9 protein-coding genes and 1 pseudogene are annotated in these 15,085 nt (G+C 72.1%); 5 read left to right on the top strand and 5 right to left on the bottom strand.

Features of this window, described 5'->3' with window-relative positions:
* The first annotated feature begins 30 nt into the window (after positions 1-30).
* Complete coding sequence (locus tag ACZ3IL_RS09170; RefSeq protein WP_467388151.1) at positions 31-783, top strand: response regulator; 753 nt, start codon at positions 31-33, stop codon at positions 781-783.
* Between the two features lie 24 nt (positions 784-807).
* Here ACZ3IL_RS09170 and ACZ3IL_RS09165 read toward each other — a convergent pair whose 3' ends face one another.
* Together ACZ3IL_RS09165 and ACZ3IL_RS09160 are read right to left on the bottom strand one after the other, a co-directional pair.
* Positions 808-2,004 carry a winged helix-turn-helix domain-containing protein gene (locus tag ACZ3IL_RS09165; protein WP_467388149.1) on the bottom strand — a complete coding sequence of 399 codons (1,197 nt, stop codon included), beginning with the start codon at positions 2,002-2,004 and terminating at the stop codon, positions 808-810.
* 85 nt (positions 2,005-2,089) lie between these two features.
* Positions 2,090-2,674 carry a GNAT family N-acetyltransferase gene (locus tag ACZ3IL_RS09160; protein ID WP_467388147.1) on the bottom strand — a complete coding sequence of 195 codons (585 nt, stop codon included), beginning with the start codon at positions 2,672-2,674 and terminating at the stop codon, positions 2,090-2,092.
* A gap of 239 nt (positions 2,675-2,913) precedes the next feature.
* On the opposite strand from ACZ3IL_RS09160, the gene secA reads away from it, so the two are divergent.
* Positions 2,914-5,724 carry a preprotein translocase subunit SecA gene (gene secA, locus ACZ3IL_RS09155; RefSeq protein ID WP_467388145.1) on the top strand — a complete coding sequence of 937 codons (2,811 nt, stop codon included), beginning with the start codon at positions 2,914-2,916 and terminating at the stop codon, positions 5,722-5,724.
* Between the two features lie 132 nt (positions 5,725-5,856).
* Here the strand turns inward: secA and ACZ3IL_RS09150 are convergent, their stop codons facing one another.
* The gene (locus tag ACZ3IL_RS09150) at positions 5,857-6,393 is read right to left on the bottom strand and encodes an Rv3235 family protein (protein WP_467388143.1); all 537 of its coding nucleotides are present in this window, start codon (positions 6,391-6,393) and stop codon (positions 5,857-5,859) included.
* Between the two features lie 270 nt (positions 6,394-6,663).
* On the opposite strand from ACZ3IL_RS09150, the gene ACZ3IL_RS09145 reads away from it, so the two are divergent.
* From ACZ3IL_RS09145 to ACZ3IL_RS09135, 3 genes are all read left to right on the top strand, one after another.
* Positions 6,664-7,170, top strand: coding sequence for a DUF6912 family protein (locus ACZ3IL_RS09145; RefSeq protein ID WP_467388141.1), 507 nt, complete (start codon positions 6,664-6,666; stop codon positions 7,168-7,170).
* A 58-nt stretch (positions 7,171-7,228) separates the two neighbouring features.
* Positions 7,229-7,888 carry an HAD family hydrolase gene (locus tag ACZ3IL_RS09140; protein ID WP_467388139.1) on the top strand — a complete coding sequence of 220 codons (660 nt, stop codon included), beginning with the start codon at positions 7,229-7,231 and terminating at the stop codon, positions 7,886-7,888.
* Between the two features lie 514 nt (positions 7,889-8,402).
* Positions 8,403-13,364, top strand: a complete 4,962-nt coding sequence (locus ACZ3IL_RS09135) for an NAD-glutamate dehydrogenase (protein ID WP_467388137.1) — start codon at positions 8,403-8,405, stop codon at positions 13,362-13,364.
* A gap of 55 nt (positions 13,365-13,419) precedes the next feature.
* Here ACZ3IL_RS09135 and ACZ3IL_RS09130 read toward each other — a convergent pair whose 3' ends face one another.
* Together ACZ3IL_RS09130 and ACZ3IL_RS09125 are read right to left on the bottom strand one after the other, a co-directional pair.
* Positions 13,420-14,790, bottom strand: a complete 1,371-nt coding sequence (locus tag ACZ3IL_RS09130) for a glycosyltransferase 87 family protein (RefSeq protein ID WP_467388135.1) — start codon at positions 14,788-14,790, stop codon at positions 13,420-13,422.
* Positions 14,791-14,801: 11 nt separating this feature from the next.
* Positions 14,802-14,996 (bottom strand): annotated as a pseudogene (locus ACZ3IL_RS09125) (ABC transporter ATP-binding protein); the annotation flags it as partial.
* Between the last annotated feature and the right edge of the window lie 89 nt (positions 14,997-15,085).

Genomic DNA, 15,085 nt, shown 5'->3' with positions numbered 1-15,085 from the left:
TTCAGGCCACGGCCTTCAGGGGGAGGAACGATGGCGGACAGCTTCGGGCCGGTGCTCAGCGGGCGCGAGCACGGTGAGACGGTTCCGGAGGGATCGGATTCGGACAGCGGCGCATTCCGCAAGGAGCCGATCCGGGTCCTCGTCGTGGACGACCACGCCCTCTTCCGCCGCGGACTGGAGATCGTCCTCTTCCACGAGGAGGACATCCAGGTCGTCGGCGAGGCCGGTGACGGGGCGGAGGCCGTCGACAAAGCGGCCGATCTGCTGCCCGACATCGTCCTGATGGACGTGCGGATGCCCCGGCGCGGGGGCATCGAGGCGTGCACCTCCATCAAGGAGGTCGCCCCCAGCGCGAAGATCATCATGCTGACGATCAGCGACGAGGAGGCGGACCTCTACGACGCGATCAAGGCGGGGGCCACCGGCTACCTCCTCAAGGAGATCTCCACCGACGAGGTCGCGACGGCGATCCGCGCGGTCGCGGACGGGCAGTCGCAGATCAGCCCGTCCATGGCGTCCAAGCTCCTCACCGAGTTCAAGTCGATGATCCAGCGGACCGACGAGCGCAGGCTCGTGCCCGCGCCCCGGCTGACCGACCGCGAGCTGGAGGTCCTCAAGCTCGTCGCGACCGGGATGAACAACCGGGACATCGCCAAGGAACTGTTCATCTCCGAGAACACGGTGAAGAACCACGTCCGCAACATCCTGGAGAAGCTTCAGCTGCACTCCCGCATGGAGGCCGTGGTGTACGCGATGCGGGAGAAGATCCTGGAGATCCGCTGAGGCACCGGGCCCCGGCGGGCCGGTTCAGCCCAGCGCCCGCACCAGCTCCGGCACCAGCCCCGGGAGGTTCACCCGGTCCGGGACCACCGTGACCGCGTCGCAGCCGACCCACTCGGCCGCCTCGCGCAGGGCCCGCGCCACCCCCGGGACCGCCCCGGGGCCGTCGAGGGTCACCTGCCGGGCCACGAGCGTCCGGCCCTCGCGCGCCGGGTCCACCCGGCCGACCAGCCGACCCCCGGCCAGCACCGGCATGGCGAAGTAGCCGTACACCCGCTTCGGCTTCGGCACGTACGCCTCCAGGCGGTGCGTGAAGCCGAAGATCCGCTCCGTACGGGCCCGCTCCCAGACCAGCGAGTCGAACGGGGACAGCAGCGTCGTGCGGTGCCGGCCGCGCGGCTCGGTCGCCAGGGCCGCCGGGTCCGCCCAGGCGGGCTTCCCCCAGCCCGCCACCGTCACCGGCACCAGGCCCGACGCCTCGACGACCGCGTCGAACTGCTCGCCCTTGAGCCGGTGGTAGTCGGCGATGTCCGCGCGCGTGCCCACGCCGAGCGCCTCGCCCGCCTGCCGCACCAGGCGCCGCACGCACTCGGTGTCGTCCAGGTCGTCGTGGAGCAGCTCCCGCGGGATCGCCCGCTCGGCCAGGTCGTAGACGCGCTTCCAGCCGCGCCGCTCGACCACCACCACCTCGCCGTACATCAGGGCCCGTTCCACGGCGACCTTGGCGTCGGACCAGTCCCACCACTCGCCCTTGTTCTTCGCGCCGCCCAGTTCGGTCGCCGTGCGGGGTCCCTCGGTCCGGAGCTGGTCGATCACCTTCCGGTAGGCCGCGGGCGGCAGCTCGTGGCCCCACTGCGGGCGGGCGCGGTAGGCGCGCCTGCGGAAGGCGAAGTGCGGCCACTCCTCGACCGGCAGGACGCAGGCGGCGTGCGACCAGTACTCGAAGGCGTGGGGCCGGGCCGGGGACGCGCCGCCGGACGAGGCCGTCCAGTACGCCTCTTCCACGGCCGCGCGGCCCACGGCGCCCAGGCGCGCGTACGGGACCAGTTCGTGCGAGCGGGCGAGGACCGAGATGGTGTCGAGCTGGACCTGGCCCAGGCTTCGCAGCACGCCGCGCACCCCGGCGCGGCGGTCGGGCGCGCCCAGGAATCCCTGGGCGCGCAGCGCGATCCTGCGGGCTTCGTCGGCGGACAGTTCGGCGGCGGGGCGCGGCGCGGTCGTCATGATCGGCACCTTAGGCCCCGGCACCGACACCCGGCACCGGAACCCGACACCGGAACCCAGGACCGGAACCCGGGACGGGGCCCGTTCAGGCGGCCGGGAGACCGGATGCCGGGAGGTACGGCAGCGGGCTCGGCAGGCCGAAGTCGGAGGGGAGCAGGGCGCCGGTCCAGCAGTCCCGCAGCGTGCCCTTGTTGGGCAGGCCGGCGCGCTGGACGCCCTCCATGAGGAACCCGGCCCGTTCGGCCACCGCGCGCGAGGCGGCGTTGCCGACCTCGGCCCGCCACACCAGGCGGGTGCAGCCGAGCCCTGTGAAGGCCCAGTGGGCCAGGGCGCGGACGACCTCCGTCATGTAGCCGTGGCCGCGGTGCTCCCGGGCCAGCCAGTACCCGACCTCCCAGACGCCCGGGCCGCGGCCGCTCAGGGAGGCGGCGGCGAGCAGCGGGCCGCCGGTCAGGGGCTCGGCGAAGAAGACGTACTCGCTGTCGTCGCGCCAGCCGTCCGGCACCAGGCGGTTCAGGAAGAGTTCGGCGTCCTGCCGGGTGTAGGGGTCGGGGACGGTGGTCCAGCGCAGGATGGCGGGGTCCTGGCAGATCCCGTACACGGCTTCGGCGTCACCGGGGACGGGGGCGCGCAGGCGCAGGCGGTCGGTGGTGAGGGTGATGGGCTCCATGCGGGGATTGTGGGGACCGGCCGGGCCGGAAGCGAACACTTTTCGGGCGGGGCGGCACCTTCCGCCCGCTTCGTGCGTTCTCTCTGCGGGCGGACGCACGGCTCAGGTGCTGCGGGCCTCCCTCCGTGAGGGCGGTCTCGCTTACGATGGCCGTTGCGGTGGGGACCACCTGCCGTGCCCGCGCTCGTGTCCATGACAAGACCTAGTGCCAGGCCCGACCGGCAAGGAGACCAGCCTCAGTGTCCGTCTTCAACAAGCTCATGCGTGCAGGCGAAGGCAAGATCCTGCGCAAACTGCACCGCATCGCGGACCAGGTCAACTCCATCGAAGAGGACTTCGTCAACCTCTCCGACGCCGAGTTGAGGGCGCTCACCGATGAGTACAAGCAGCGGTACGCCGACGGTGAGAGCCTCGACGACCTGATGCCCGAAGCGTTCGCGACGGTGCGCGAGGCCGCCAAGCGCGTGCTCGGCCAGCGCCACTACGACGTCCAGCTGATGGGCGGCGCCGCGCTGCACCTCGGCTACGTCGCGGAGATGAAGACCGGTGAGGGCAAGACCCTCGTCGGCACCCTCCCGGCGTACCTCAACGCGCTCTCCGGCAAGGGCGTGCACCTGATCACGGTCAACGACTACCTGGCCGAGCGCGACTCCGAGCTGATGGGCCGGGTGCACAAGTTCCTCGGCCTGACCGTCGGCTGCATCCTCGCCAACATGACGCCGGCCCAGCGCCGCGAGCAGTACAACTGCGACATCACGTACGGCACGAACAACGAGTTCGGCTTCGACTACCTGCGCGACAACATGGCGTGGTCCAAGGACGAGCTCGTCCAGCGCGGCCACAACTTCGCCTGTGTCGACGAGGTCGACTCCATCCTCGTGGACGAGGCCCGCACGCCGCTGATCATCTCCGGCCCGGCCGACCAGGCCACCAAGTGGTACGGCGACTTCGCCAAGCTGGTCACCCGCCTCACCAGGGGCGAGCCCGGCGTCCCGCTCAAGGGCATCGAGGAGACCGGCGACTACGAGGTCGACGAGAAGAAGCGCACCGTCGCCATCCACGAGGCGGGCGTCGCCAAGGTCGAGGACTGGCTGGGCATCGACAACCTCTACGAGTCGGTGAACACCCCGCTCGTCGGTTACCTGAACAACGCCATCAAGGCGAAGGAACTGTTCAAGAAGGACAAGGACTACGTCGTCATCGACGGCGAGGTCATGATCGTCGACGAGCACACCGGTCGCATCCTCGCCGGCCGCCGCTACAACGAGGGCATGCACCAGGCGATCGAGGCGAAGGAGGGGGTGCCGATCAAGGACGAGAACCAGACCCTCGCCACGATCACCCTGCAGAACTTCTTCCGCCTGTACGACAAGCTCTCCGGCATGACCGGTACGGCCATGACCGAGGCCGCCGAGTTCCACCAGATCTACAAGCTCGGCGTCGTCCCGATCCCCACGAACAGGCCGATGATCCGCAAGGACCAGTCGGACCTGATCTACCGGACCGAGGTCGCCAAGTTCGCCGCCGTGGTGGACGACATCGCCGAGAAGCACGAGAAGGGCCAGCCGATCCTGGTCGGCACGACCTCCGTCGAGAAGTCCGAGTACCTCTCGCAGCAGCTCTCCAAGCGCGGCATCCCGCACGAGGTCCTCAACGCCAAGCACCACGAGCGCGAGGCCAGCATCGTCGCCCAGGCCGGCCGCCGCGGCGCCGTCACCGTCGCCACGAACATGGCCGGCCGCGGTACGGACATCAAGCTCGGCGGCAACCCGGACGACCTCGCCGAGGCCGAGCTGCGCCAGGCGGGCCTCGACCCGGTCGAGCACGTCGAGGAGTGGGCCGCGGCCCTCCCCGCCGCCCTGGAGCGCGCCGAGAAGGCCGTGAAGGCGGAGTTCGAGGAGGTCAGGGAGCTGGGCGGCCTGTACGTCCTCGGCACCGAGCGCCACGAGTCCCGCCGCATCGACAACCAGCTCCGCGGCCGCGCCGGCCGTCAGGGCGACCCCGGCGAGTCCCGCTTCTACCTCTCCCTCGGCGACGACCTGATGCGCCTGTTCAAGGCGCAGATGGTCGAGCGCGTGATGGCCATGGCCAACGTGCCGGACGACGTGCCGATCGAGAACAAGATGGTCACCCGCGCCATCGCGTCCGCGCAGTCGCAGGTCGAGACCCAGAACTTCGAGACCCGCAAGAACGTCCTGAAGTACGACGAGGTCCTCAACCGGCAGCGCGAGGTCATCTACGGCGAGCGCCGTCGCGTCCTGGAGGGCGAGGACCTGCACGAGCAGATCCGCCACTTCATGGACGACACGATCGACGACTACATCCGCCAGGAGACCGCCGAGGGCTTCGCGGAGGAGTGGGACCTCGACCGCCTGTGGAACGCCTTCAAGCAGCTCTACCCGGTGAAGGTCACCGTGGAGGAGCTGGAGGACGCGGCCGGGGACCGGGCGGGCATCACCGCCGAGTTCATCGCCGAGTCCATCAAGGACGACATCCACGAGCAGTACGAGGCGCGCGAGAAGCAGCTCGGCTCGGAGATCATGCGCGAGCTGGAGCGGCGCGTCGTCCTGTCCGTCCTGGACCGCAAGTGGCGCGAGCACCTCTACGAGATGGACTACCTCCAGGAGGGCATCGGCCTGCGCGCCATGGCGCAGAAGGACCCGCTGGTCGAGTACCAGCGCGAGGGCTTCGACATGTTCACCGCCATGATGGAGGGCATCAAGGAGGAGTCCGTCGGCTACCTGTTCAACCTGGAGGTCCAGGTCGAGCAGCAGGTCGAGGAGGTCCCGGTGCAGGCGAGCGCCCCCTCGCTCGACAAGGGCGACGCGGTGCCGGCCGGCACCGGGCGTCCGGAGATCCGCGCCAAGGGGCTCGACGCCCCGCAGCGGCCGGACCGGCTGCACTTCTCGGCGCCGACGGTGGACGGCGACGGCGGTGTGGTCGAGGGCGACTTCGGCTCCGACGACACCGACTCCGGCGACGGGATGACCCGCGCGGAGCGGCGCAAGGCGCAGAAGAACGCGGGCGGCGGGCGGCGCCGCAAGAAGTGACGCCCCGCCGGGCCCCCGGACCCTGAGCGTGCGAGGGGGCCGTCCACCCACCGGGTGGACGGCCCCCTCGTCGTACCTACCTCCGCGGCCGTGCGCCCCCGCGACGTACGGCCCGTGTCGTGCGTCCCGCCGTCACGCGTGCCGGGCCGTCGCGCCCAGGCCGTCGAGTTCCACGGCGGCGCAGCGCCAGCGGTGGTCGGCGCCGCGCTCCAGCCGGAACGCCATCGCCCGGACGCGGGCGCCGACGGCGATGGTCGCGAACGCCTCGACGGCCCCCTGGGAGGGGTGGGTCTGGGCCGAGCAGCCGCGCAGCACCGGGCGCGGCCCGGAGGAGCGCAGGGGGGTCCGGGGGGCGAGCCGGACCAGCTGCTCGTACGCGTCGCCGAGGGTGTGGCCGAGCATCCAGTGCACCGGCCGTTCCCCGCTCAGCACGGCGAGCAGGCGCTCGGCGAAGACGGTGTGCGGGGGCAGCGAGCGGCGCGCGGCGCCCCGGGACGCGCGGGGGCGGGTGCCCGCGGAGCCGCGCGGGCGGGTGCCGGCCGGGCCGCCCGGAGCGGTGCGGGGGCGCGGGGCGCGGGGGCGTGCGGCGGCGGCCGGGGAGACCGCGTGGGCGGCCTCGGCGGTGGCGTCGCCGGCGGTGGTGCCGGCGGTGAGGAGCGTGCTGGTCATGGAGGGTCCCTGTCTCTGAGTAACCGTTTGGTACCAGTCGGTAACTTCCGATGGGGACCTTGTACGGCGGGACTCCGGGGCCCCGCAAGGAGCCCGCCCCCGGAGGCGGCCCGGGGACGGGATCACCTATCCGGGTGACGCGGCCGGAAAACCGGTCCCCGGCGGTCCGGAGAGGGCGTCCCGGCGGCGGCGGAGCGGCACCGGCCGGGAACCCGAAGGGGGACTCCGCACGTATCCTGAGGACACCTCCGTCTACGAAAGCGGCCAGCCATGCGCGTCTACGTCCCCCTGACCCTCCCCGGTCTCGCACAGGCGCACAAGGCGGGCGAGCTGGGCCCGGGCCCGCTGACCGCCTACGCCGTCACCCCCGCCCTGCGCGAGTGGTACGTCTCCGACGACATCGAGGAGCTGGAGTACGCGGCGCTCAACCGGGCCGCCTCCGCCTCCCTGCGGCTGCTCGCCAACGACCCCGGGACGCCCCGGCGCCGGGTCGTCGTCGCCGTGGACGTGGCCGACAAGGACGCGACCGTGGATCCCGACCGGGGGCTCGACGCCGGTTCCGTCGGCGAGGTCCGGATCGCCGGGCCCGTGCCGCTGGGCAGGGCGGCGGCGGTGCACGCCGACGCGGACGACGCCGAGGCGGACGTCACGGCGGCGGCGGACGCGCTGGGGGCGGCGGACCAGGGCGACGACGACGCGCGGTTCGTCGTGGACGGTGCCGAGGACCACGAACTGCTGTGGTTCGGGGTGCAGGAGATCCCGGCGCTGCTGGGCTGACGGCGCGGGGGAGGCCGCCGCACTCCTCACCGCCGGAGGCGGCGGGTACCGTCCTTCCATGGGGAAGCACGGAAAGCACCTGGTCTGGGACTGGAACGGCACGCTGCTCGACGACACCGACGCGGTCATCGGGGCGACGAACGCCGCCTTCGCGGAACTCGGACTCGGGCCGATCACGCCGGAGCGGTACCGCGAGCTGTACATGGTGCCGGTGCCGAGGTTCTACGAGCGGTTCATGGGGCGGCTGCCCACCGAAGCCGAGTGGGCCCTCATGGACGGCGTCTTCCACCGCCACTACCGGGAGCGGGCCGAGGGCTGCGGGCTGACCCCCGGGGCGGCGGAACTCCTCGCGGCGCGGCAGGCGTCCGGCTCCACGCAGTCGCTGCTCTCGCTCGCGCCGCACACCGACCTCGTCCCGCTCGTGCGGCGGCACGGGATCGCGGAGCGCTTCACGCGCGTGGACGGACGGGTCGACGCCTCGACGGACGGGAAGTCCGGGCACATGGTGCGGCACCTGGCCGCCCTCGACGGGGTGCGGCCGGAGCGGGTGGTCGTCATCGGCGACGCGGCGGACGACGCGCTGGCGGCGGCGCACGTGGGGGCCAGGGCGGTCCTCTACACCGGGGGATCGCACAGCCGCGCCTCGCTGGAGCGGGTGGGCGTACCGGTGGTGGACTCGCTCGCGGAGGCGGTGGCCGTGGCGGAGGAGCTGGTGTGACCCCTCCGCCAGGCACCGGCCGGACGGGCCGGCCCCGCGCCCGGCGCCCCTCCGGGGACTCCGCCGCGCCGCCGGTCGCGATCGGGCCCTTCGCCGGGGTCCTCCCGGATCACGGGGGCCGGACCGCCGTCCCGCGCGGACCGCTCCCTCCGGGGCACCCCGCCGGGAGGACCCGTGTCGCTGTCCATAACGTCAAACTTCCGCCCCCTCTTTTGTACACATACGGCTCATGACGGTTCGGGGGTCGGGAGCGATAGGCTTTCGTCGTGATCAGCGCGATACGCCGAGGGGGCAGTGAAGCCCCCGGCTGCCGCCCGGTCCGCGACAGCGGCCGGGCCGTCCGTGCGTTCGCCGATCCCCTCCGTCCGGGCGCGCCGCGCACAGTGGCCGATAACGACCCGGACATCTCTCATCCGGGCATAACGTCGTCCTCGACCGGAATCACCGCGTCGAGACGTTGTGTCCTTCCTTCCACCGACGTCACGCAACGGCGCGCGACCAGGAGTCAGAGGACATGCAGACCAAGCTGGACGAAGCCAAGGCCGAGCTGCTCGAAAGGGCCGCTCGGGTAGCTGAGCACAGCCCGGTCGGGGGGCGACTTCCGACGGGGCCGGAGGGTTCGGGCGAACGCCCGGACGGGGACACCGTGCTCGAGTACCTCCAGCGCTACTACCTGCACACGGCGCCCGAGGACCTGACCGACCGGGACCCGGTCGACGTGTTCGGCGCCGCCCTCTCCCACTACCGGCTCGCGGAGAACCGCCCGCAGGGCACCGCGAACGTGCGCGTCCACACCCCGACGGTCGAGGAGAACGGCTGGACGAGCAGCCACTCCGTCGTGGAGGTCGTCACCGACGACATGCCCTTCCTGGTCGACTCGGTCACCAACGAGCTGTCCCGCCAGGGCCGCGGCATCCACGTCGTGATCCACCCGCAGGTCCTCGTCCGCCGTGACGTCGCCGGCCGGCTCATCGAGGTCCTGTCGGCCCAGATCCACGGCGAGCTGCCGCACGACGCGCTCACCGAGTCCTGGATCCACGTCGAGATCGACCGCGAGACCGACCGCGCCGACCTCAAGCAGATCACCGCGGACCTGCTGCGCGTCCTGTCCGACGTCCGCGAGACGGTCGAGGACTGGGAGAAGATGCGCGACGCCGCCCTGCGCATCGCGGACGGCCTCCCCGACGAGCCCACCGCCCCCGACCTGCGGCCCACCGAGGTGGAGGAGGCCCGCGAGCTGCTGCGCTGGCTCGCCGACGACCACTTCACCTTCCTCGGCTACCGCGAGTACGAACTCGTGGACGGCGACGCCCTGACCGCCGTGCCCGGCACCGGCCTCGGCATCCTGCGCTCCGACCCGCGCCACGACGGCGACGACGAGGGCCACCACGCCCACCCCGTCTCGCCCTCCTTCAGCCGGCTCCCCGCCGACGTGCGCGCCAAGGCCCGCGAGCACAAGCTGCTGATCCTGACGAAGGCCAACAGCCGGGCGACCGTGCACCGCCCCTCGTACCTCGACTACGTCGGCGTGAAGAAGTTCGACGCCGACGGGAACGTCGTCGGCGAGCGCCGCTTCCTCGGCCTCTTCTCCTCGGCCGCCTACACCGAGTCCGTCCGCCGCGTCCCCGTCGTCAAGCGCAAGGTCCAGGAGGTCCTGGCGGGCGCCGGCTTCTCCCCGAACAGCCACGACGGCCGCGACCTGCTCCAGATCCTGGAGACCTACCCGCGCGACGAGCTGTTCCAGACCCCGGTCGACCAGCTCCGGTCCGTCGTCACCAGCGTGCTGTACCTGCAGGAGCGGCGCCGGCTGCGGCTCTACCTGCGCCAGGACGAGTACGGCCGCTACTACTCGGCCCTCGTCTACCTGCCGCGCGACCGCTACACCACCCGCGTCCGGCTGCGGATCATCGACATCCTGAAGGAGGAGCTCGGCGGCACCAGCGTCGACTTCACCGCCTGGAACACCGAATCGATTCTCTCCCGGCTGCACTTCGTCGTCCGCGTCGAGCCCGGCACCGAACTGGCCGTGCTCACCGACTCCGACGTGGACCGCATCGAGGCCCGGCTCGTGGAGGCCGCCCGCTCCTGGGCCGACGGCTTCGGCGAGGCCCTCAACGCCGAACTGGGCGAGGAGCGCGCCGCCGAACTGCTCCGCCACTACGGCAACGCCTTCCCCGAGGGCTACAAGGCCGACCACTCGCCGCGCGCCGCCGTCGCCGACCTGGTCCACCTGGAGGCCCTGTCCGACGGCCGGGACTTCGCGCTCTCCCTGTACGAGCCGGTCCTCGCGGGCCCCGGCGAGCGCCGCTTCAAGATCTACAAGACGGGCGACCAGATCTCCCTCTCCGCCGTCCTGCCGGTCCTCAACCGGCTCGGCGTCGAGGTCACCGACGAGCGTCCGTACGAGCTGCGCTGCGCCGACCGCACCCACGCCTGGATCTACGACTTCGGCCTGCGGATGCCCGCCGAGACCGGCAACGGCGCCTCCCTCGGGGACGACGCCCGCGAGCGGTTCCAGGATGCCTTCGCCGCCACCTGGACCGGACAGGCCGAGAACGACGGCTTCAACTCGCTCGTCCTCTCCGCCGGGCTGACCTGGCGCGAGGCGATGGTGCTGCGCGCCTACGCCAAGTACCTGCGCCAGGCCGGGGCGACCTTCAGCCAGGACTACATGGAGGACACCCTCCGCAACAACGTCCACACCACCCGGCTGCTCGTCAACCTCTTCGAGGCCCGGATGGCCCCGGAGCGCCAGCGCGCCGGCACCGAGCTGATCGACGCGCTCCTCGAAGAGCTGGACGCCGCCCTCGACCAGGTCGCCTCCCTGGACGAGGACCGCATCCTGCGCTCCTTCCTCACCGTCATCAAGGCCACCCTGCGCACCAACTTCTTCCAGCGGGACAGCGAGGGCCGGCCGCACGCCTACGTGTCGATGAAGTTCGACCCGCAGGCCATCCCCGACCTGCCGGCCCCGCGCCCCGCCTTCGAGATCTGGGTGTACTCGCCCCGCGTCGAGGGCGTCCACCTGCGCTTCGGCAAGGTCGCGCGAGGCGGTCTGCGCTGGTCCGACCGGCGCGAGGACTTCCGCACGGAGATCCTCGGCCTGGTCAAGGCGCAGATGGTGAAGAACACCGTCATCGTGCCCGTCGGCGCCAAGGGCGGCTTCGTCGCCAAGCAGCTCCCGGACCCGTCCGTGGACCGGGACGCCTGGATGGCCGAGGGCATCGCCTCGTACAAGACGTTCATCTCGGCCCTGCTCGACATCACCGACAACCTGGTGGCGGGCGAGGTCGTGCCGCCGGCCGACGTGGTCCGCCACGACGAGGACGACACCTACCTGGTCGTCGCCGCCGACAAGGGCACCGCGACCTTCTCCGACATCGCCAACGGGGTCGCGGAGTCGTACGGCTTCTGGCTCGGCGACGCGTTCGCCTCCGGCGGCTCGGCCGGCTACGACCACAAGGGCATGGGCATCACCGCCCGCGGCGCCTGGGAGTCCGTCAAGCGCCACTTCCGGGAGCTGGGCCACGACACCCAGTCCGAGGACTTCACCGTCGTCGGCGTCGGCGACATGTCCGGCGACGTCTTCGGCAACGGCATGCTGCTCTCCGAGCACATCCGCCTGGTCGCCGCCTTCGACCACCGGCACATCTTCCTCGACCCGAACCCGGACGCGGCCGTCTCGTACGCCGAGCGCCGCCGCCTCTTCGAGCTGCCCCGTTCGTCCTGGGCCGACTACGACACCTCGCTGCTCTCGCCCGGCGGTGGCGTCCATCCCCGCAGCGCCAAGTCGATCCCGGTCAACGCGCAGGTCCGGGCCGCCCTCGGCATCGAGGACGGGATCACCAAGATGACCCCGGCCGAGCTGATGAAGGCCGTCCTGCACGCCCCCGTGGACCTGCTGTGGAACGGCGGCATCGGCACGTACGTCAAGTCGTCGGCCGAGTCGAACGCCGACGTCGGCGACAAGGCCAACGACGCCATCCGCGTCAACGGCCAGGACGTGCGCGCCAAGGTCGTCGGCGAGGGCGGCAACCTCGGCGCCACCCAGCTCGGCCGCATCGAGTTCGCCCGGTCCGGCGGTCCCGAGGGCAAGGGCGGCAAGATCAACACCGACGCCATCGACAACAGCGCCGGCGTCGACACCTCCGACCACGAGGTCAACATCAAGATCCTGCTCAACGGGCTCGTCGCCGAGGGCGACATGACCGTCAAGCAGCGCAACAAGATCCTCGCGGAGATGACCGACGAGGTCGGCACGCTGGTGCTGCGCAACAACTACGCGCAGAACACGGCCCTGGCCAACGCGGTCGCGCAGTCGCCGTCCCTGCTCCACGCCCACCAGCGCTTCATGCGCCGGCTGGGCCGCGACGGGGCCCTCGACCGCTCCCTGGAGTTCCTGCCCAACGACCGGCAGATCCGCGAACTGCTCAACAACGGGCGGGGCCTGAGCCAGCCGGAGCTGGCCGTCCTCCTCGCTTACACCAAGATCACGGTGGCCGACGAGCTGATCGGCACGGAGCTGCCGGACGACCCGTACCTGCGCGGGCTGCTCCACGCGTACTTCCCGACGCTGCTGCGCGAGCGGTTCGCCGACGCCGTCGACGGCCACCCGCTGCGGCGCGAGATCATCACCACCGTCCTGGTCAACGACACCGTCAACACCGGCGGATCGACCTTCCTGCACCGCCTCCGCGAGGAGACCGGCGCGTCGATCGAGGAGATCGTCCGGGCGCAGACCGCCGCCCGCGTCGTCTTCCGGCTCGGCCAGGTCTGGGACGCCGTCGAGGACCTCGACAACCGGGTGCCCGCCGACATCCAGACCCGGATGCGGCTGCACTCCCGCCGGCTCGTCGAGCGCGGCACGCGCTGGCTGCTCAACAACCGTCCGCAGCCGCTCCAGCTCACCGAGACCATCGAGTTCTTCTCCGACCGCGTCGAGGAGGTCTGGTCGCGGCTGCCGCAGCTGCTGCGCGGTTCCGACCTGGAGTGGTACCGGTCGATCCTGGACGAGCTGACCGGGTTCGGCGTGCCGAAGGAGCTGGCCCTGCGGGTCGCCGGCTTCTCCTCCGCGTTCCCGATCCTCGACGTCGTGGCGATCGCGGACCGGACGGGAACGGAACCGCTGGAGGTGGCCGAGGTCTACTACGACCTGGCCGACCGGCTGCGGATCACCCACCTGATGGACCGGATCATCGAGCTGCCGCGCAGCGACCGCTGGCAGTCGATGGCCCGTGCCTCGATCCGCGAGGACCTGTTCGCGGCGCACGCGGCGCTCACGCAGGACGTCCTGACGGCGGGCGGCGACAACGCGAGCCCGGAGGAGCGGTTCAAGGCCTGGGAGGAGCGGAACGCGGCGATCCTGAGCCGGGCGCGGACGACCCTGGAGGAGATCCAGGGTTCGGACACCTTCGACCTGGCGAACCTGTCGGTGGCGATGCGGACGATGCGCACGCTGCTCCGTTCGCACGGCTGACCGTGAAGGGGGAGGGCCCCGCCGGAGACTCCGGCGGGGCCCTCCCCCCTTTTTCTCATTCGGCCGGTTCGGCGGCGGCCGTCGAGGTCCACAGGCGGCGGGCGGCGAGCAGGGCCGCGGCCAGCAGCAGGCCGTTGCGGAGCACCATCACGGCGAGGCCGGTGGGGGTGCCGTCGATGACGTCGTAGTAGAGGACGGGGTACGCGAGCGCGCTGAGCGCCGCCGCCGGGAGCAGCAGCAGGGCCACCGGGCGCATCACGGTGTCGCGGGAGGTCAGGCAGACGGCGGCGAGGCCGAGCAGCCAGACCATGTACTGGGGGCTGATCACCCGGCTGGTGACGGTGAACAGCAGGACGGCGGCGAGGGCCGTGTCGAACGGGGTGGCGGGGGTCCACGTGCGGGCCCGCAGGCGCCACACGACCAGCCAGCCGAGGGCGATCGCGGTGAGCAGCAGGAAGAGGTGGCCGAGGCTGGAGACGTAGGGGCCCGCGTACTCCAGGGCCCCGTAGCGGAACTCGACCCGGCCCGGCCAGACGCCGGAGGACCGGGCGAGGGCGAGGACCGTGCCGCCCAGGGACTCGATCTGGACGCCCCGGCCGCTCTGCTGGCGCAGGAAGCCCAGCGACTCGGAGAAGAGGAGCGCGAGGGTGGCGAGGAGCACGAGGGCGGTGACGGCGGCGGCGGTCCACGCCTCGCGGGTGGTGCGGCCCCGGGGCGTGCCGAGGAGGGCGAGCACCGGCCAGACCTTGACCGTCGCGCCGATCCCGGCGAGCGCCCCGCCGAGCCGGTGGGCCGCGGCCGGGCGGGCACCCAGGGCGAGCAGGGCGAGGACGGCGAGGGCGGTGGTCTGGACGTCGTACCGGGCGAGGGGGACGTGGAGGAGGAGCGGCAGGCCGCAGACCCAGATCCAGGCGCCGTGGGTGAGGCGCGCGCCGTCGGCACGGGCGAGGGCGAGGGTGACGACCGCGTCGGCGAGGAGGGTGAGGGTGACGAAGGCCTGGAAGTAGGTGAGCCACGGGAGGGCGCCCGGGGACATGATCACGAGCCCGGCGCCGGGCGGGTACTGCCAGGTGGCGTCGCCGGGCGGGAAGGTGCCCTCGGCGAACCTCCCGTACCACTGCTGGTAGAGCGTCACCTCGCGGGCCACCCCGCCGATGCCGAGGTCGTCGCGGAGGAGCAGCAGGAGCATGCCGGCCCGGGTGAGGAGCCAGACGGCGGCGAGCGCGAGGTGGGGGCCGCGGCCGACCGTGACGAAGGTGGCGAGGGTGAAGGTGTCCGAGTCGAAGGGGGAGCGGGTGAGGGCGGGGGGTTCGGTACCGGCGGGGCGGGGGGACGGCGGGGGCGCGGAGCCGGGGGAGCGGGGAGGTGCGGAGCCGGGCGGTTCGGTGCCGGCCGGGTGGGGGGTCTGCGGCTGATCGTTCGTCACCCCACCGCACTTTAGACCGTAATGTCTTTTTTGGGGGTGGTCTTCCCCCCTGTCGCGGTGAACTCCTCGTACGCCGCCACCACCTCCCGCGCCGGACCGTCCATCCGGAGCGTCCCCGCCTCCAGCCACAGGGCGCGCCCGCAGGTCTCCGCGACGGTGGCGTGCGCGTGGCTGACCAGGAAGACCGTGCCCGCCTCCGCCCGGATGCCCATCGAGGGGATCGCGCGCTCGGCGGGCCGGCCGGGCGGACCGCTCCGCCGGCCGGGCCGCTCCACGTGCCACGCGGGTCGCTCCA

Source organism: Streptomyces sp. NPDC014907 (genome assembly GCF_055562975.1).
This window is presented reverse-complemented; position numbering and strand designations above follow the sequence as displayed.